Raw genomic sequence first — 19,182 nt, 5'->3', positions numbered from 1 at the left:
TGGCATGTATTATCTCTGCGGCTATCGGGCAAAGGCCATATCGAAAGTTCACAAAGACCATCCTATAGATAAAGATAAGGAGATCCAAATATGACCGTAACTTCGATTATTGATCAAATCCATATTATTGAATACGACCCCTCTTACGCTGCCGCACTCGCGGATATGTGGAACCGCAGTAACGAAAGCTGGGGAGGTGGCACCAACCTTAGAACAGAGGAAACAGTTCGCCGCGAGATGGAGAGTTCGTCCAATCTTTATGCATTTCTAGCTGTTCATGAGAAAGAGGTTGTTGGCTTCTGCAGTTTTGCTCATTATCGCTATGACGAGAGAGCCCTATATGTACCACTGCTTAACGTACGCCCCGACTATCACGGTTATAAGGTCGGACGCAACTTGATCCTGAATGCTGTGCGCAAGACCGTGGAGGCCGGATGGCCTCGCCTGGATCTGTTCACATGGGCAGGCAATACAAAGGCTGTACCGATGTACAAGAAATGTGGATTCTTCTGGGAGAAAAAAGATGATAATGTGCATCTGATGAATTTCATCCCTACCATTTTGCAGACCGAAGCACTTGCTCCATATTTCGAGGAGTTGGATTGGTATGCAGACAGCACGCGTGAACTCGTGGTCGAGCCGGATGGCCGACGGGAGCGTGGTTTTGATTTCTTTGACTACACGTGGAAAAAGGGAGATGTCTCCCTGCGGGCTGAATTTGAAAAGTCGGGTCGCGGGCTGACTGCCCTCGAAACACCAGATTACGAAATCTCAACAGAAGTCGATGATCATGATCTGGTATTCGGTTCCAGCTATAAGGTTCGCTATCGCATTAAGAACAATTCTGCGTCCGAACTGGCGGTTGAGATCAAGGGTGAGGATAACAAAAACATTCGATTTGCGCTGGACATTGCACAAGCAGTCGCTCCGGGAGAAACCATCATCGTGGAAGGTCAGTTTCACCTTGATCCAATTACAGAGGAACAGAATAACAATAAGACTCATCCCGTGGTTGTCAGCACATGGTTGATTGGCGGTAAGAAAGCGGAGTTCAGGTTAGGTATTGCCCCGAAATTCCCGGCCAAGATCAAGACCATCTTGCCTGTGAAGGAACTCTATCCAGGCATCCCGGCGGAGTTGGTTCTGAACGTGGAAAATAATGTGGATGCCGAAACGGAGTTCAGCTTGGACCTGCCAGAGGATGAATTCCTGGAATGGGCGGAGCGTTCGGTGCGCTTTACGGTGCCTGCCAAAGGTAAGATGTCTGTGCCAGTGCCTTTCACCTTGCGTTCATATGGTCTCTATTCCCAAGAAGTAGAAGTGACGGCTGTCCCAGTGGGGAACCATGCGATCTCTTTTACAAGCAAACTTTCTGTACTGATGAAGGGAATCGAAGGGAAATATGGCGGGCAGATTGAGGATCAATGGGTGGCTGTTAACGGCGCATTCTCGCTCCATATGAACAAGCAAGATAATAACATGTGGATTGAATACCCGGGCTCCCGTCATTCGTTCTGGTGGACTTATCCGAAGCTGGGTAAGCCGTTTGCCGAAGAGTTATCCAAGAAACAAGCAAAAGAAGTGAATATTTATCCCGAAGGGGAACGTCAGGTTCTTGAAGCACTGTATGACTCGGAGGATTTCCCTGGCTTGCAGATTAAGTCGGTGGTCAAGCTGTCTGCGAATGGAATCGCCGAATTCCACCATGAGGTTGAAAATACACGAGATACTGCCTGGGAAGAGGACCTGTATCTAATGAATAACTTTGGGTTCTATGGTAGCAGGTTAATCCTTCCTTATCAGGGGCGCTTCGTGGATATGGGTGATTCTTACGCTGGCGATCCGAGCCATTGGAATAGCTCACAGATTACGGAGAACTGGCTGTTCTGCAAAGAAGAGTATGGTGCCAGCGGTATCTATTGGGACCCTTCTCTGAAGCTGCTTCGCCCGGAATACACGCTGGGGTTGCAGCATGAGCTTGGCCGTATTGCCGCAGGAGCCGTTGTACGGACCAAAGCAACTGTATATGCTTTGAACACGTTTGCCAAATGGCATGATTTCCGTGCGTTTGCACGCAAGCAGCGTAACCCGGTCATTCCGTTGCTGGACAGTCATCTGGATCTGACACTAAGTGAGGGGAATCCATTTGCACCAGACGAGCTGCAAGCAACGTTGACTGAACACAAACTGGTTCCGCTTGCGGGCAAGCTGGAGCTATATGTGCAACAGGGTGGCGAACCGGAGGTTATGGCAAATGCTAAGGAATTCAGTCCGGAGCAGAACCTAAACTCCGCCAAGCTGACATTTTCACCAGACGAAGCGGACCGAGACCAGCACGTGAGTGGTTGGAAAGTTCGTGGGCTATACCGGGGCGAAGATCGGATTCAGGAGCGAACTGCCCTTTGGTTCCCGCAGAGCGGAACAGAGGTGAAGCAGAAGATTGAAGAAGGTTCATCTGGACCTTTGTACATCGTAGACAATGGGGTGTTGTCAATCGCTGTTGCTCCTGAATTCGGGAGTGTAGTACACTCCCTGAAATATGCAGGAGAAGAATGGCTGGATAGCTCATACCCTGAACCCGCTCCACGCTCGTGGTGGAATCCGTGGTACGGCGGACTGGGTGTTGGGGTTCCAGGCATGAATGGTTTCAGCCGCCAGTTGGAACAAAGAACCGCTTCCTGGACAGAGCAGAAGGATCAATACGGCAACGTCTGGAAGGGTATAAAGCTGACCACCCGGATTGAGAAGCATGAAGCGAATCGGGGAATGACGATCCACCAGCATTATCTGATGCTGCCCGGTGTTCCTGTGCTATGCACGCTGCTTGCCGTGACAAACGAAAGTGGCCTGACGCTGACGGATTACTCGCTTGCGGAGGAACGTTTCCTCCAGCCTTCATCTGTATTTGCGGAAGGTTGGATAGAGCAACCGGGTAAAGATCGATTCCCGCTGGGCAAGGTGGATGTGGGCCTGCCACTTGAAGACCTTTTGCGAGTAGGATCGGTTTCGCGTGAAAACATGCTGCATGCGGTACATCGTTACCCGAATCAGAGTGCATGGGGTTTTGCTAATAATCAGGTGACGGGTCTGAACGTACATCATCATCTGACACTCCAGCAGGGGGAAACGGTCTGGACGGAGCCGACATATCTGGTTCTGGGACAGATCCCGCTGAGTTCAGCGGATGTGCATGACCTTCTCAAACTGAATTTTGCAATTTCTACCGATGAAAAGGAGGCTTCACATGCCGATCATTGATATTCACATTCATCTGTCGGACATCGACAGCTTTCACCGAACAGCAATCGATCTGTCGAAAGTGGATTACTCTGCCGCTGGTCTTAAAGCGGAGTTTGATAAAAACGACGTCATTATGGGTATCGGAATGGGGGTTACGGAGCAGACGAAGGGAGCGTTCCCGGATTCCAGTTCCCCTAACCCGATGGGACTTGATCTGGAAGAGAAGGTCCCATCATTCCTCATGGAATGTGTGGGGATCAATCCTAATGCGCTAGACGGTAAAAACGCTCAGGACGAGCTTGACAGGATTGAAGCTAGACTGCAATCCCCGGAGGTAGCCGGAATCAAACTCTATGCCGGATACTATCATCACTATGTGTACGACAAAATCTATACCCCAGTCTATGAACTCGCAGCCAAGTACAACCTGCCTGTCGTGATTCATACGGGTGACACGTACTCCATGAATGGATTACTCAAATATTCGCATCCGTTGACGGTGGATGAATTAGCCTTGCAGCAGCGCGGTGTGAACTTCATGATCTGTCATTTGGGTGATCCATGGGTGATGGATGCAGCTGAAGTGGTGGCGAAGAATCCTAACGTGTACGCGGATTTGTCTGGTCTTGTGGTGGGGGATCGGCCCCATTTTGAAAGGTTCATGAACGAGCCTTTGTTCATGGATCATTTCCGCCGGGCCTTGGTCTATTCGGATCATTACGAGAAAATGCTGTTTGGCACCGACTGGCCGCTTGCGCCCATCGATCTGTATGCCGAATTTGTCCGCCGACTTGTACCGGAGCAACATCATGATAAAGTGTTCTACGAGAATGCCTTCGGGCTGTTTCCACGTATTGGACAGCGGATTGCCGATCTGGGGTAGAACCTAAGTACCGAATTATTAATATCTGAGGGGACGTATAGCATGCCTGTCATGGAAGCATGCGATGATTATATTGAATCCCTGTGATGTAAGCTCCTGCCACTTTGCTGGCAGGAGCTTTTTTTGTTCAGGAAAACAGTGAATTCATCTTACATCTAAATGTGTAATGAGGGATCAGGAGAACAAAGGTTGAGTCACCATGTTCATATACCTTTTTAAGTCGTTTTCTGCATGTGGGTATTGTTCCCAAACCCCAAGGTTCCAACTCATATAACGGATGCCGAGATATCGGGATGCCAGAGAGAAGTACTTCTCAAATTGATGTTGTGGAATATCGTATCCGTGAGAACTTAGGGACTCCCGATAGATATCAACTTGTTTCAAATGTGTACAGCGCAGAGGGATATCAAAGAACAGGGAGCCATACCTTGCTTCCTCCCAATCGATAAAATAAACATCCTCATTGTTGTGTACCAATACATTGCCAGGATTCAGATCATTATGAATCATCGTATGTGTGTGCTCATCTTCGATGAGAATTTCAAGATCATCTACAATATGACTTGCTACAGTTTCAATTTCCGAAATGAGCGGTGATCCAAATTCCTCAATGAATGATGGACGTTCTATGGCGGTGTTCCACAAAGGCCTCCAGCGTCTTTCCATCATTTCGATGATATGAGATCGATCCACAATAGGTATCCATGGCAGTTCTTTTTTCGACCCCATATTCGTTCCATGTATGTAAGCCAGTGCTCGTAATTCTTTATTCTGAAGCAGGTCTATATCCAGATGACTATAATCGGTTTGGTAGTCCACATCCTGAATGCAGATCAGACTGCGATCTTGAGTATGGGGTTCATTCGAAAGATGATATGGTACATTGGCTCCCTTTAAAAATAATCTGGACAAGGCAGAGCGTTCAATGAACGTGGCCTTCTTTGTTACGTAAGAAATATCCCTATTCACTCCATTTATAAGGAATTCAATATGATGTCGAAGCAATTCAACGGCTTGAGATCCCGCACCGATTGGGTTACTTTTGATACTTAGAATGTGAATATCCGAGGATACATATTGATTAATGGTTTGTTTTATTAATTGTTGTAATGTGACAGACTCCATACTCATCTGTTGTCTCCTTCTTGCCTGTATTTGTTTTTACGAATAAAGAGAACTATAATGGTGGATGCACAAAATTTCAGACTTCTTTGGAGGAACATACGTTATGAGATCTTTTCAGTTTTATAATCCGACCCGGCTGATTTTTGGCAAAGGGCAACTTCAAGCACTACAAACCGAAGTTCCAAAATACGGAAAGCGTATTTTGCTTGTATATGGTGGTGGAAGCATCAAACGTAGCGGGCTGTACGATCAGGTAATCAGCCAGTTGAATGAAATTGGAGCAGAGGTTACGGAACTGGCCGGTGTGGAACCTAACCCTCGTCTGTCTACGGTTCATAAGGGTGTAGAACTATGCAGAACACATAACATTGATCTGGTTCTTGCGGTTGGCGGCGGCAGTGTACTTGACTGTGGGAAAGCCATCGCGGTAGGAGCCAAATACGATGGAGACATGTGGGATGTTGTTGTGCGCGAAGCAACTCCGCAGGGCGGACTTCCACTGGGTACAATTCTAACGATGGCAGCGACAGGCTCCGAGATGAACAACGGTTCAGTAATAACCAATCAGGACACGCAGGAAAAATGGGCATGGTTCAGCGAGTATTCTTTCCCAGCGTTCTCCATTCTTGATCCGGAGTACACATACACCGTACCACTGGATCAGACTGTATACGGCATGGTGGACATGATGTCTCATGTGTTTGAACATTATTTCCATCTGGATACGAATACACCGGTTCAGCTTGGATTCTGTGAGACGATTCTTCGTACCGTTATTGATACGGCCCCTCGTCTGATCAAAGATCCGGAAAACTATGAACTGCGCGAAACCATTCTCTACTGTGGAACAATGGCGCTTAACGATGTCCTGAATATGGGTCTTGCCGGAGATTGGGCTTCTCACAATATTGAACATGCCGTATCGGCTGTGTATGACATTCCACATGGGGGAGGCCTTGCGATTCTCTTCCCACACTGGATGAAATATAATCTGGATGTGGATGTAGATCGATTCAAACGTATGGCTGTTAATGTATTTGATATCAATCCTACTGGAAAGTCGGACAAACAAGTTGCTGAAGAAGGCATTGAAGCGCTGCGTACATTCTGGACTTCAATTGGTGCCCCTAGCCGTCTGGCGGACTATGACATCGACGACAGTCAGATTGATGTAATGGCTGATAAAGCGATGCGATTTGGTCCGTTCGGATTCTTCAAAAACTTGCAGCGTGAAGATGTAGTACAAATTTATCAAGCTGCACTGTAATTGTAAATCTAACAATCACTTTGTATAATGAGTCACATTAAACAAGGACCTTCCTGTAATACATAGGAACGTCCTTGTTTTTTTATTATGACATCATATCTTGTGCGCTCTCCCTTTTTTTCTAGGCTTCAATGTCATGTGATCCCCTTTTGGAATTAATTCTTCGGTTCAACTACGGCTTCATTGACAGGGGTATCCTTTCGTTTCAGATACAACTTGCTTGGACGATGCAAGAGCACGATAAGCAGGGCGAAGAGATGAATCAGGGTGAACAGGTTACTCTCATTCGGAATGGCAACGAATAGCGCGAGACTCAGAAACGTCACGGTGAGCTTGAACTTTCTTTTGGTGATGAATATAACAGCGAGCAGGCTGGGACCGATGATAAACAACATTCTGGCTAAGATTACGCCAGAGGCGTAAGCCAGATCATCTCCTTTGCGTAAGAAACCCAGATAGGTCTCCATGTTCTGGTTGAAGTCAATGAGGAACACGATAAAGGACACAATCACGTAGATCAGTTTCACACTCAATAAAATACGCACGACATTTAATAGCGTAGGTAATGCTGTTTTTGCCATATCACTTCTCCTATTCGACTTTTAATAAAGTAGGCATTTTCGGATTCAATGCGTTGTCCCTCTTCCTGCACGATATGTATTTCATATATTATACGATGTTGATGTCATATTTTGTATTAACCCAAAGTCTTCATTTTCCAATCGTTTGCAGTGGCCTTTGACCTAGTATAACTGGGGAAACAGCTTACAGATTATTTGATATCGACCGATATAAAGTAGATACATAGAATTTGGACTTCATATTGATGAAAATGAAAATGGATGGTGAATGTAATCATGGTATTTAGCAAGGCAAGAGAACGTATGCGCAACATGTCGTTCAGAGTTAAACTGCCACTTATGATCAGTCTGCTGGTGTGTATCGTACTGGCGGTAACTGCAGTAGTATCCTACACTGTAGCGGCTGTCATCACACTCGACAAAAGCAAAGATGAGATTAAAGCAACCTCGGACCGGGTGGGGGCAGGTTTGTATGCTTCACTAAGTTTGGAAGAAAAATCCACCTTTTTGATCACAACACATCGGACCTTCCAGGATCTGCTGGAGATTCGGAATACGGATGGACAGGAAGGGGAGAATTTTTTCTCGGAAAACAATGAACTGCTGGATAAGGCAAGTGGTATTCTCGCAGACAGTCTGGCAGGTATGGAAGGTAACAACAGTCTGATTTTGTTGGATCGGAATGGCATTATTATTGCAGCGAATGATCCGGCAGTTATCAAGGCAGAACGCGGAGATCGGGCATATTTCCAAGAAGCAATTCAGGGTAAAAACGTGATTAGTGAAGGGATTGTAGCCAAGTCCTCAGGACAACTTGGTACGGCTTTTGCCATGCCAATCTACAATGAGAATCAAGAAGTACAGGGAGTGCTCGTATCTGCGGCATCCACCTCGTTCTTCGTTAATCAGCTACAAAATATCAATATTAATGATGAGGGAAAAGTGATCATTCTGGACCGTGTAGGAACGGTCATCTACGATTCAGCGGATGAGAAGTTGGCAGGCCAGAAGATGGAGTCCGGCGAATACCAATCATTGATAGATCTTGCTCCTAGCGCTGAACTACAGCAAGGGGATATTAGCACAGATGAGAAAGTGGCGTATTACTCCAAAATCCCAAGATCGGACTGGACCGTCGTTGTTGAAGATAAACTGAGTGATGTGCAGAAACCTTTGCGTGCGATGGCAAAACAGATGTATATTGTTCTGTTTAGTGCTATTGCGGTTTCCGTCGTAGCGGGTATTCTGATCTCTTTGCTGGTAACCAGACCAATTACCAGACTAACTGTGTTGTTCAGACAGCTTGCTGACGGCGATCTGACGGTGCAGGCTCAAGGTAAATATAGCGGAGAATTCAAACAATTGGTGGACAGCTTCAATACCATGGCAGCAGGCAATAAACAGCTGATCTCCAGCATGAACCATTCCATCGGCATCCTGAAAACAAGTACATCCGAGCTGGAACAGTCCACTCAGCAAACTTCGACCACGATTGCCGAAACAACGACAACAGCATTTGAGATTTCACGAGCGATGGAGTCCCAGGCGAACGATACGGAAGCCATTGTGGACAAATTCATGAATGTTGGTAACAAGATTGCCAATGTGAATGGAATGTCGCAGGCAGTGAAGTTCAAGGCAGATGAAATTACGGATGCATTCAAAAATAATCATGAAGTTATTGATGCACTCATTGCGGTGAACGGCCAGAACGAGATTGAAGTTGGCAACATCTCCAAAATTACAGTTCAACTCGCCGAAAGCTCCTCGGGCATTCACCAGATTACAGGTACGATTGCCGAAATCGCAAATCAGACGAAATTACTTGCGTTGAATGCTTCGATCGAGGCGGCGAGAGCTGGTGATCAGGGACGTGGCTTCGCAGTCGTTGCTTCTGAGATTCGCAAGCTGGCAGAGCAGACGACAGCTCAATCGGAGGATATCAACCGAATTGTGATGCAGACCATTGATCACGTGGAGCAGAATAACCGAAGTGTTCAGGCTATTGAAGCGATTGCGGAACAGCATAAGAGCAGCGTTAGCCAGACCAAGGAGACATTCAATTTTGTCACCGAGAATATGAATGAGATGATGAGCCAGGTTCAAGCTATTGCCACAGAGATCGAATCCATTGAACGTGATAAGGATGACGTCATTGGGGCGGCACAGAACTTGTCTGCTTCCGGTGAAGAGGTGTCGGCTTCTGTTGAGGAAGTCACAGCAACAATGCAGGAACAGTCCGGCATGACGGAACATTTGACAGATATGGTGCAGAGAATTGATGAACTGACCAAACAACTTGCCGAGGAATCATCTCGCTTCAAAACAAAATAGGAATACGAAAAGAAACCCGTTTTTCAAAAGAGAACCGGGTTTCTAGAACAAAAAGAGCACCTGTACCCATCTATGGCTACAGGTGCTCTTTGGTGATGTGTTACTCTCCTCGAATGGAAGGCGCATACGCCAGCACTTCCATTTCAATTAAATAAGGGCCTAACCCGCTGAATACGGTAATACGGGCGGGATAGGGTTGTTTAATCATTCGCGCATACACTTCGTTGTATTCGGACTGATCCTCGACTCGGGCCAGATGAGTGGTTACCTTCACAATATGATCAAGTGTAAGTCCGGCTTCTTGCAGGATCACCTCAATATTACGAATGCACTGCTCAGTCTGCTCCTTAATGCCGCCGATAGGCTCAAGCGTCTGTGGATCGACACCTACTTGACCTGCGACGTAGACTAAATCTCCTGCGCGGACAGCATGGGAGAAAGGAAGTGGGAACTTGGGTGCTGCACTTGCATGTATGATGGTAGACATCGTAGCTGTCATTCCTTTCCTAATGAGTGTGTATGATTGGTGTTAACTGATGCCAGTTCGTAGCCTGCTGATAATGATGAGCAATGGACAACAAGCGGTCTTCTCGCATAAGTGGACCAGCAAGCTGCATGCCGATAGGTAATTGCTTCCCTGAGGTGGTATCAAACCCGATGGGTACGGTGATGGACGGTAGACCCGTATTGGTGAACGGTCCGTTAAAAATCGGGCTCCCCGTCTTGTAGCCGTATGGGGCCACATAGGGTGTTGATGGAGTCAATAACACATCCACTTCATCGAAAAGCATCATCATCTCGCTCCGGAATATCGTTCGGATGCGTTGTGCCTGCAAATAATCAACGGCACTCGTCTGGTAACCGAGTTCAAGCTGCTCCCGCATCGTGTGGCCGTAACGATCAGAGGCTTCCGCGAAGCGTTCCTGATGGAAGGCGGCAGCTTCTGCCCGCATAACCGTACGATGAGCAGCAATGGTCTCTTCCATATAAGAAGGCAGGTCAACTTTCTTCCATTGCATGCCCAGCTTCTCAAGCACAGCGATTGCCGACTCTACCGCTAACAAGATCGCTGGTTCATCGGTTTGGAAGAAGTTGCTCGGGAGACCAATCACCATTTCTGAAATAGGATGCTTAAGAGCATTTTTTAAGTCTGGCTTGCCATAAGGAAGCGTGAAGGAGTCCAGCTCATCTTGCCCGGCCATTGCTTCCAGAACGATTGCGTTATCTTGTGCGGACCGAGTGAATGCGCCAATATGATCCAGGCTCCAACTGGCTGTGATGACACCATTACGGCTAACTCTGCCGTAAGTGGGTTTCATACAGGTTAATCCGTTGTAAGCTGCGGGTCTAAGCAGAGATCCAAAGGTCTGTGTCCCGAGTGTGAAGGAAGCCATGCCAGCCGCTACTGCAGCGGCAGAGCCGGAGCTGGAACCGCCCGGGGTATGTTCTAAATTCCATGGGTTGCGGGTTGGTGGTTCTCCTCCCTGAAAGGCGTATTCCGTCGTTGTTGTCTTGCCGAGCAGGATAGCTCCTGCAGCTTGCAACTTATCAATCACTGTTGCATTTGTTCCGGGTACGAAGTCTGGAAAGGTACTTGATCCAGCGGAGGTGCGTATGCCAGCGGTATGGATAATGTCTTTGGCTCCATAGGGAATACCATGCAGAGGACCGAGATATTCGCCATTCATCAGTTTTTCTTCAGACTCTCTTGCGGCCTGCAAGGCTTGTTCGGCGGTGACTGTAACGAAGGCTTGCACAGCAGGCTCTACTTTCTCAATGCGATCCAAATAGGATTTTGTAAGCTCAACAGGAGATATCAACTTATTTTTAATCAGTGTTGCGGCTTCAGCAATCGTCAGCTCGTTAAGTGGTTTCGTAATCATCGCAGAGGCACGCTCCTATGCGGGGGATTGGGACCTACTTCTTCTGGCAACTTGAAGCTTCGAATCAGCTCCAAGTCCGCTGTAAATAGGGCAAGCTCCTCGCTTGTAATAACTCCGTCCGCATATTTGGCGCTTTCTGTACGGCGGTGTGTGAGATAGTCGTCCTGGTTCAGAGTAATCACCCTTTCTCTCTCTATTTGGTGGTGAAGCTTGAATCGATAATCTCCTCGTAAGCGAGGTCTTCCTTCAGATTGCCGATGAAGCGCTGCATATCGATTGCGGTCTCGAATGCTGATTCATTGATAAGTCCCTCCGCAGGGTATACCTTGCTATCGATCATGCGTTGTACCGCTTGCTCCACGATGTTTTTGTCCAGATTCGGGAATTCCTTCACGGCAACTGCTTTTGCGCCTTCAGGATTCGATTGAATGTAGTCCAGGGCTTGCTCAATAGAGGTGACAAAGCGTTGGGTGAGATCAGGATTCTTTTCAATGAAACTTGCGGTTGTATTCATCGTTGCAAAGGCAAAGTCAGGGTAATCCTTTGTAAAATCATGGACAATATGCAGCCCCTCAGCAATGCCTTGATCCAGCTGCGGCTCGTAAACGATGGCAATATCGGCTTTGCCGGCTAATACAGCACCAAGCTCGGAGCCATTCTGAACCTCGGTGATCGTCACATCCTTGTCGATATCGATGTTATTGTCAGCGAACAGCTTCCGCAGTAAGCTGTTCGAACTTGTAGGTGCCAAACCCACCACGATGGTTTTACCTTTGAAATCCGCTGTCGAGTTCACGGTTACTCCTTCTCGCGCAACTGCCCAGACTGGGGCACTGCCGGATAGAAGGACCAGTGAGCGAGCGTCTCCGCCCTTTGCATTAGCAAATGCGACATGCTCAGGACCGTGGAAGGAGAACGCCGACTCGCCTGAGATCACCGAAGACAATGCTGTTGGACCGCTTCCGGCAGCACGTATGGAAGAGAGCTCAATGCGATTCTCCTTTAGAAAACCTTGGTTGTTCGCTACATACAAGGGAAGGTAGAGCAGGTTGTGATACACCTCGGAGACCATAATTTTGTCCACCTGCGTATTTGCTTGCCCCCCGCTATTAGATGCACCTGCACCACTCGCGGGTGTTGTGGCATTGCTTCCGCATGCACTGAGCAGTGTAGTCAAAATAACCGTCATCGTTGCTAGAAAAGCTATCTTTTTGAATGTACGCATTAGTCATCAGTCCCCTTTAATCGTTGTAGGTCAGCTATACAGATGTGGATTTGCTGCTGGTCTTGTTGTCATTCCATGGAAGGAGACGGGATTCGATATAACCGACACAGGTATAGAGGAGCATGGCGACCAGCATAAGCATGAACACGCCGACCCATACGGCCGGAAGGTTGAACAGGTTACCTTCGACGAATACCATGTGTCCAAGTCCTTTATCTGAAGAGATGAATTCTCCACCTACAACAGACACCAGTGCCAAACCGATATTGATACGGAAGGCCGAGATGATCCATGGCAGAGAGGAAGGAACGATAATTTTGCGGAAAATTTGTGATTTCTTTGCACCGAAGGATTTCATCAGATTAATCTGGGATTCGTCGATTTGATGAGTCGCTTGGTAGGCGGATAATAGCGCAACGATAAACGTTGCCACGGAGGCCAGAGCAATCTTGGAGAAGATGCCTGAGCCAAACCAGATGATAATCATGGGAGCAAGTGCGATCTTCGGAATACCGTTCATCGCTACAATGAATGGATCGAGCACACGGGCAACGGACTTGGAATACCACATGAGCAGTCCTGCCAATGATCCGATTAAGCTTCCGGCTACAAAGCCGATAACGGTGGCATTTACCGTTGCAAACGCGTCTGTAAGCAGTTGTCCTGAGCTAGCCATCGTGATGGCGGCATCAAGAATGGCGCTTGGTGATCCCATGAGGAATCCGTTAACCAGTTTCAGACGAACGGCGGATTCCCAGATCACCAGGATGACCGCTACAATAATGAACCGCCACAGCATCGTCATCAGCCATTCTTTGGAGAAGGTGGACTGTCTGCGTTTGCTCTTGCTCTTCGTAACTCCAGCAGGCTTTCCGGCAAGGGTAACTTCAGGTGATGTGATCTTCATTAGCTGATCCTCCCCATTTGGATATCAAGCTCTGACCAGATTGATTCAAAATACTGTTTAAACTTCTGGTCAGAGCGGGCTTTCAGTGCTGAGCCATATTGCGAGGCGAGACCAATGTCATACACCTGCTTCACGGTTGTTGGTCGTTTACTCATAACGGCAATACGGTCGGAGATGGCAATCGCTTCCTCGATGTCATGCGTGATCAGGACGCCTGTTTTGCCCTCGGATTTGAGAATGGATAAGATTTCATCTTCTAGAATGAGTCTGGTCTGATAATCAAGTGCGGAGAAGGGTTCATCCAGTAATATAATATCGGGCTGGGTAACGAGGGTACGTATGAGGGCTACACGTTGGCGCATACCGCCTGATAGTGTGGAGGGATAGGCTTCTGCGAATGAGGCCAGGCCATAGCGATCCAGATAATCCATGGCAATATCGCCGCGATCCTTTTTGGACATGCCCTTCACTTCCAAGCCTAGCGTGACATTGTCCAGGATGCTTCTCCAAGGAAGTAACAGGTCCTTCTGCATCATATAACCGACATGCCCGGTGGTCTGATCGATCTCTTCGCCACAGACGATAACCTTCCCATTTGTCGGCTTAAGCAGACCTGCGATAATATTGAAAATCGTACTTTTGCCACAACCGCTCGGTCCCACGATACTGAAGAATTCCTGTTTCTTGATTTGCATCGAAACCTCAGCCAGGACCTGAATATCTTCTCCGGTTGCACTGACAAATGATTTGGATACGCCTTGTATCTGTATAGCCATGATAGGTAGCCCCTTTCCTACAGCCTGATGTTTTTTCGTTTCTTGATGTGATTTGATGTTAATTAACATGACATTCATAAATATATTCCTAATCATATAGACTGTTTGCATCATTGTCATTAGTTACTCTGAACATAAAAATAGAATTAAATCAGTTAAAATGCACAAATGAGTTTGGGCTGGGAAAAGAAAAATTAAAGAATGTGTCATTATACATGACACGTTCTCGGTTTAAGACGAATGATTAGCTTCACTAGGGGCTGGATTAACATTCAAAAGGGACTCAAGTGCGAAGGCAAGTCGGAAGCGCAGGCTCTCCATCGGGTCCTTGATGTTCCTGCCGGTCAGTTTCTCGCATTTCTCCAATCTGTAGATCACTGTATTGCGATGTACGAACAACTCTTTCGCTGTATCAACGATCTGGCAATGATTCTCATAGAAGGAGGACAAAGTTTTCATAAGCTCGTTACGCTCGTTTGGATCTCGGTCGTTGAAGGGTTTAAAGGTTTCGTGATGGAACTGCAGCATCTCATCGTGGGGAATCATGCGCAGCAGACGGCTTATATCCATGGTTTGATAGGAATGAGCGAAGCGGGTCTTTCGCATCTGATAGCCGGATTGGAGCGCCTTGACTGCTTCTTTATAGGAGAGTCCAATATCCAATACATTGGTGTAGGAATTACCTATGCCGAAGGATAGGCTGAGCTGCGACTCTGTATACAGATTGCCTGCCATCCGCTCAAGCTGCTGAACCACGGTGTGTTCGTCCCAAGACAATTCGGCCAAAAAGACGAGTATGCCGAACTGGTCGTTCTTAGTGAACATGACAAAGGAGAGATCCAATCTGGCGAATTCCTGTTTAATCAACTCGTAATTAGCGTCTCGTTCCGAGATGAACCGCTCTTCCCCGGAGGAAGTAGAGTTCTGCTTAGGTATGCCCGCTAAGGATTCATCCTTTTTGGCGATGATCAGAACGGAACTTCCTTTGGCTTGCAGCCCATATTTCTTGCCGCGATGTAGCGCTTCTTGTTCCGAACGAATGAAGCCCTGAATGAGATCGGAGAAATATTCATTTTTGTAACGGCGGGAGCGCTCCTTGACCGCTTGCTTCTTAGTTAACTCGAGACCAATCACATTGACGGCTTGCTCCAGTGCCAGAGTGGAGAGCTTAGAGGTTGTGGAACTGTCGTAAAGTGCGATCAAATAGCCCTCGTGCCGATCCGTGAAGATGGGATGAAACTCGGCGTGTCGATATTTATCAGCAGTAAGTAGACAGATCGAGATTGCGGTATGGAAGGAAGGATGCTCATCTATAAATGTCAGTAAGGGGGCGGCGAGAGACTGGTCATCCAACTTTTGTACATAGTGGGAACTTGCCGTAATCTGTTTCTTCGAGCCAAGTAGAAGTACAGGTGAGGATAGCAACTGAGACAACGTATCTACGATGGATGGTATGCCTTTTCCCTGCATCACCATCGTGGAAAATTGCTTGTGAATAGACAAGGCGTAGTGGAGCTCATGGGTTTTGTTCTGAAGGATGGCACTGATCGAATGTTGAAATATCTCACCGAGTGTATTGTCTATCTCAGACAGCTCGATGATCGGGAAGCCCAGCCTGTCGGCCGTCTCAAGCAGTTGCGGAGATAATTCAAGAGAGAAACGCTGTGTCTTGACCGCAAGCGCCGCACAGCCAATTGCATGCATGTCTGTAATGAATCCAAGATGAGCATCGGGGCGGTCTTTCAGGATATAACCGTTCGTCAGCAGCATATCCCCCGGCTTCAGGAATTGTACAATATCTGGGGCATCCATAATATTAATCGATTGCACCAAGCGATCTAGTCCGCGATGTCCAGCAATAACCTTTGCTTTGGAGAGAATGGGGATAGTCAATAACTGTTGCAGATCCATCTTCAACCCACTCGCTTTCATAATGATATGTTATAAAATCTAACATTAAGTGAGGTGGGCGTAAAGAAGAGTTTGGATAAAGAGGCTAAAAGATAGATGTAAACAAATTTCTCATAAATATAAAAACTTTCCAATAATTCAATGCGTTATACTAAGTAGGTCTATATAAAATTTGATCATTATTACCAACTCTCTCACAAAAAAAGGAGTCCTCAATCCATGAAAGGAAAAAGAATAGTATCGCTTTTACTTGCTGGTGTTGTTGCTGGTTCTATTTTAGTAGCATCGACTACTACTGCGGAAAGAGTCGTAGCCCAAACTCCGATGGAAGCAGCAACGGAGTACTTTCAGGCTTACATTGCTAGGGATGTAGAAGGAATGATGTTCTATTCTAAAGATACAAATTATTTGGATGAGAAAAGTCGTGAAGAAGGATATGTGAAGGATTTTAAAACCAATCCAACTACAGGGTATGAAATTGTGGAAAGCAAACAAATCAACACGGATGAAGTTCAATTTTATGTAGTTCAAAAGTATGCAGGACAAGACTACGAACAGTCACCACCACTCCCTTATAAAATTTTTAAAAGCGAAAATGGATGGAAGGTTTTAGTAGAGCCACTAGAAATCAATACATTGACAGGTGAAGTCACTAAAGGTACACCGATTCACGCTTTGCAGTATACAGATCATTAGTTGTTGTATCTGGTATCTACTAAAACACAGGTCCCATTCTATAGAAACGATTGAGGGGTGATCTCCAATGAAAAAATTCTTTATCAGTACGGCATTTATAATGACTGTTTCGGCAGTGACTGCTTTGAGTATTTATGCGAGTAATTATTATGATGATGCTAAAGCGGATAATCCAAACTATCCGGATTTTGGTCCTGCAGTAAAATTATCAGAAGAGGAAATTAATAGAGCTCTAGAAAATGTCAGTAGTATAACGACATCTTTTGGAACATTTAATAGGGTAACCGAGAAAGATGCCTTCATTTCCGAGAAGGAAACGGTGGATAACTTAGATCATTTAACTGCTGATACCAAACAGATTTTTTCTCACGGTAATTACTTTGTAAAAAGCGATTCCGAGGAATAAATTTATCAGAAATTAAGCTCGACACTTCATTGATTGGGAATGGTTCTTTTTAGGGCGTGGGAACGATAGAAGTCACTGGTTAAATTCAGTGTTTGATGAAAGTGTTGAGTTTATTATTTTGGATTTGTTACAGATGGGGAAAGAGAAGCCAATCGTAGTAGATACTTTTATGGAACCTGCTTATCTAAGGGAGATTGTTAACCCCAACCGCGTTGTTTATATGTTTGCAGAAGATGACCTAATTCGAGCGGAGTATCTGGATCGAGATCATCTGAGAGGCATGGAGGATGTGTTCCCTAATTTATCAGATCCACAACGTGCACGGGACGAAACATTAAACACGGTGGTTCGAGCATCGAATCATTACCTGCAACAAGCAGAGCAGTATCAATTAAAATGGTTTATGAGAACATCTCAGTCCAATAAAGATCAGATGTTATTGGAAGTTGAAAAGCATTTCGGTTTTCGATGATACTGAAGTATCAAATGATATCAGTCGTCATTTGTTACACTAAAAGTATACGGTAGCTCAATAAACCCCAGAAAGTAGTCGATAAACGCGTGAAACTCACCCTTCTTCTACTATATTGTAATATTGGCATCTCTCTGAGTTGCGTGGATTGAAAATAACTAAATTGTTATCAATACAGAAGCTTGGATTACGTGTAGGGGAAAACTTTTGAAAATAAAGCTTATGCCTTGCTGATCGGCCTGATTGGTAAGGGTCATTTGTCTCTTCGACGAGACAGACAGACTAATTTCTATCCTATGATCGGATAATAGAATGTACCCTGTAGTTATGTTTCTGAGAACTCTATAACTTTTGAATTATAATTCCCCATGAGAAAAGAGGCGTCCTTGTGGACAGCCTCTTTCTTATATCTATTGAATTTACTTAACCACGTGAAGGAAATTCGCCATGCAAGCATATGATAAAAGTCTGAGTAATAAAAGGTTGCATATTGTTATGTGGCTGAGATGAACCAGTCACTCCTACAGCCATAGGCGTCATATCTGTGCTTGGTGCGTTATTATACAATGGGGGCTGCGGTGCTGTGGGAATAGGCTTGGCAGCTTGGGCCCAGTACGCATCTTTAGGTGAAGTTTGATTCCCTGTCGCAACAATACCTTGAGGTGTGTGCGTATGAGCAGGGATTTCGGTTTGATTTAGCGTGACAGTTGCATCTCCAACCTTTTCTCCAACAGTACGAGGAGTTAGACCTGTTCCGGAACCCTGATGAATAACAGCGGAACCCATCAGATTGGGCAATGCAAAGGTCGATTTTCCATCTCCACCATACTGTACACCCAGTATAGAAAATAGAGCTGTATTTTGGTTAATTGACATCAATTGACCATTACATAATGCCCAGCCTTTTGGTGCGAAATTTCCAGAAAAAATTCGGATTTCACCGATATACGCATCAGCCAAAGTCATGTCCTCCTTAATTAGTTGCGAGAAGGGAAAATTCCCTGAATCGCAATGGCGTAATTCAATACGGTGTATGGTTGCATATTGTTATGCGGTTGAGAACCGCCGGCTCCTGAGAGACTTCCTGAATTCATAGTTTCTTGTCCAGGGGTGGATCCGAATGAATTGGGGACAGCTGCCCAAACGTTATTTAGTGGAGTTGCCACCGATGGATTGGTTTCAGAAGCTGTTACTTGATGGTTATGTATCGGCATCTCATTAATGGTTAACGTGTGAGCTGCTTCACCCTGTTTAGTGCCCAGAGGAATTGTATTTGACACATGTATCGGTACTCGTCCACGATAGTCTGGAAGTGCGAAAGTAGTGATACCATCTCCTCCGTAGACGTTGCCAAGCAAAGAGTAGAGAGCTTGGTTGCTGTTGATCTGCAAGATTTGTCCTTCGCAATAAGCCCAGTTACGAGGGGCATAGTTGTTGGCGAACAATCGGATCTCGCCCAAAAATGGTTCTGACATG

18 protein-coding genes are annotated in these 19,182 nt (G+C 46.1%); 7 read left to right on the top strand and 11 right to left on the bottom strand.

Annotation, left to right across the window (positions count from 1 at the left end):
• The first annotated feature begins 90 nt into the window (after nucleotides 1-90).
• Nucleotides 91-3,258: a GNAT family N-acetyltransferase gene (locus MHH92_RS22525; protein WP_340906408.1), complete on the top strand. Its 3,168-nt coding sequence runs from the start codon at nucleotides 91-93 to the stop codon at nucleotides 3,256-3,258.
• On the top strand, nucleotides 3,245-4,123 hold the full coding sequence (locus tag MHH92_RS22520) for an amidohydrolase family protein (protein ID WP_076319943.1): 879 nt from the start codon (nucleotides 3,245-3,247) through the stop codon (nucleotides 4,121-4,123). Before MHH92_RS22525 ends, MHH92_RS22520 begins: the two co-directional genes overlap by 14 nt.
• Nucleotides 4,124-4,297: 174 nt before the next feature.
• Here MHH92_RS22520 and MHH92_RS22515 read toward each other — a convergent pair whose 3' ends face one another.
• On the bottom strand, nucleotides 4,298-5,254 hold the full coding sequence (locus MHH92_RS22515) for a phosphotransferase family protein (protein WP_340906407.1): 957 nt from the start codon (nucleotides 5,252-5,254) through the stop codon (nucleotides 4,298-4,300).
• Between the two features lie 97 nt (nucleotides 5,255-5,351).
• Here MHH92_RS22515 and MHH92_RS22510 point away from each other — a divergent pair, with 97 nt between their 5' ends.
• On the top strand, nucleotides 5,352-6,515 hold the full coding sequence (locus MHH92_RS22510; RefSeq protein WP_340906406.1) for an iron-containing alcohol dehydrogenase: 1,164 nt from the start codon (nucleotides 5,352-5,354) through the stop codon (nucleotides 6,513-6,515).
• Between the two features lie 155 nt (nucleotides 6,516-6,670).
• Here MHH92_RS22510 and MHH92_RS22505 read toward each other — a convergent pair whose 3' ends face one another.
• Nucleotides 6,671-7,096, bottom strand: coding sequence for a hypothetical protein (locus MHH92_RS22505; protein ID WP_340906405.1), 426 nt, complete (start codon nucleotides 7,094-7,096; stop codon nucleotides 6,671-6,673).
• 276 nt (nucleotides 7,097-7,372) lie between these two features.
• On the opposite strand from MHH92_RS22505, the gene MHH92_RS22500 reads away from it, so the two are divergent.
• On the top strand, nucleotides 7,373-9,430 hold the full coding sequence (locus MHH92_RS22500) for a methyl-accepting chemotaxis protein (protein ID WP_340906404.1): 2,058 nt from the start codon (nucleotides 7,373-7,375) through the stop codon (nucleotides 9,428-9,430).
• A gap of 100 nt (nucleotides 9,431-9,530) precedes the next feature.
• Here MHH92_RS22500 and MHH92_RS22495 read toward each other — a convergent pair whose 3' ends face one another.
• From MHH92_RS22495 to MHH92_RS22465, 7 genes are all read right to left on the bottom strand, one after another.
• Nucleotides 9,531-9,917, bottom strand: a complete 387-nt coding sequence (locus MHH92_RS22495; RefSeq protein ID WP_339305285.1) for a RidA family protein — start codon at nucleotides 9,915-9,917, stop codon at nucleotides 9,531-9,533.
• 19 nt (nucleotides 9,918-9,936) lie between these two features.
• Nucleotides 9,937-11,313 carry an amidase gene (locus tag MHH92_RS22490; RefSeq protein WP_340906403.1) on the bottom strand — a complete coding sequence of 459 codons (1,377 nt, stop codon included), beginning with the start codon at nucleotides 11,311-11,313 and terminating at the stop codon, nucleotides 9,937-9,939.
• Nucleotides 11,310-11,495: a hypothetical protein gene (locus tag MHH92_RS22485; protein WP_340906402.1), complete on the bottom strand. Its 186-nt coding sequence runs from the start codon at nucleotides 11,493-11,495 to the stop codon at nucleotides 11,310-11,312. Before MHH92_RS22485 ends, MHH92_RS22490 begins: the two co-directional genes overlap by 4 nt.
• Before the next feature lie 11 nt (nucleotides 11,496-11,506).
• A complete protein-coding gene (locus MHH92_RS22480; protein ID WP_340906401.1) occupies nucleotides 11,507-12,538 on the bottom strand; it encodes an ABC transporter substrate-binding protein in 1,032 nt (343 codons plus the stop codon).
• Between the two features lie 34 nt (nucleotides 12,539-12,572).
• Nucleotides 12,573-13,445 (bottom strand): ABC transporter permease, encoded by an 873-nt coding sequence (locus MHH92_RS22475; RefSeq protein WP_339186204.1) that lies wholly within the window; start codon nucleotides 13,443-13,445, stop codon nucleotides 12,573-12,575.
• Nucleotides 13,445-14,221 (bottom strand): ABC transporter ATP-binding protein, encoded by a 777-nt coding sequence (locus MHH92_RS22470; RefSeq protein ID WP_036617567.1) that lies wholly within the window; start codon nucleotides 14,219-14,221, stop codon nucleotides 13,445-13,447. Before MHH92_RS22470 ends, MHH92_RS22475 begins: the two co-directional genes overlap by 1 nt.
• Before the next feature lie 231 nt (nucleotides 14,222-14,452).
• Nucleotides 14,453-16,132: a PucR family transcriptional regulator gene (locus MHH92_RS22465; protein WP_340906400.1), complete on the bottom strand. Its 1,680-nt coding sequence runs from the start codon at nucleotides 16,130-16,132 to the stop codon at nucleotides 14,453-14,455.
• Nucleotides 16,133-16,351: 219 nt separating this feature from the next.
• Here MHH92_RS22465 and MHH92_RS22460 point away from each other — a divergent pair, with 219 nt between their 5' ends.
• From MHH92_RS22460 to MHH92_RS22450, 3 genes are all read left to right on the top strand, one after another.
• On the top strand, nucleotides 16,352-16,828 hold the full coding sequence (locus tag MHH92_RS22460) for a hypothetical protein (protein WP_340906399.1): 477 nt from the start codon (nucleotides 16,352-16,354) through the stop codon (nucleotides 16,826-16,828).
• A gap of 67 nt (nucleotides 16,829-16,895) precedes the next feature.
• On the top strand, nucleotides 16,896-17,234 hold the full coding sequence (locus tag MHH92_RS22455) for a hypothetical protein (RefSeq protein ID WP_076329084.1): 339 nt from the start codon (nucleotides 16,896-16,898) through the stop codon (nucleotides 17,232-17,234).
• Between the two features lie 118 nt (nucleotides 17,235-17,352).
• Complete coding sequence (locus MHH92_RS22450) at nucleotides 17,353-17,706, top strand: hypothetical protein (protein ID WP_340906398.1); 354 nt, start codon at nucleotides 17,353-17,355, stop codon at nucleotides 17,704-17,706.
• 423 nt (nucleotides 17,707-18,129) lie between these two features.
• Here the strand turns inward: MHH92_RS22450 and MHH92_RS22445 are convergent, their stop codons facing one another.
• Together MHH92_RS22445 and MHH92_RS22440 are read right to left on the bottom strand one after the other, a co-directional pair.
• A complete protein-coding gene (locus MHH92_RS22445; RefSeq protein ID WP_253509257.1) occupies nucleotides 18,130-18,666 on the bottom strand; it encodes a phage tail protein in 537 nt (178 codons plus the stop codon).
• A gap of 17 nt (nucleotides 18,667-18,683) precedes the next feature.
• Nucleotides 18,684-19,181 carry a phage tail protein gene (locus MHH92_RS22440; RefSeq protein ID WP_100529038.1) on the bottom strand — a complete coding sequence of 166 codons (498 nt, stop codon included), beginning with the start codon at nucleotides 19,179-19,181 and terminating at the stop codon, nucleotides 18,684-18,686.
• Nucleotide 19,182: the final 1 nt, after the last annotated feature.

The sequence above is a fragment of the Paenibacillus sp. FSL M7-1414 genome (assembly GCF_038003195.1).
In the GTDB taxonomy this organism is placed as follows: Bacteria; Bacillota; Bacilli; order Paenibacillales; family Paenibacillaceae; genus Paenibacillus; species Paenibacillus amylolyticus.
This window is presented reverse-complemented; position numbering and strand designations above follow the sequence as displayed.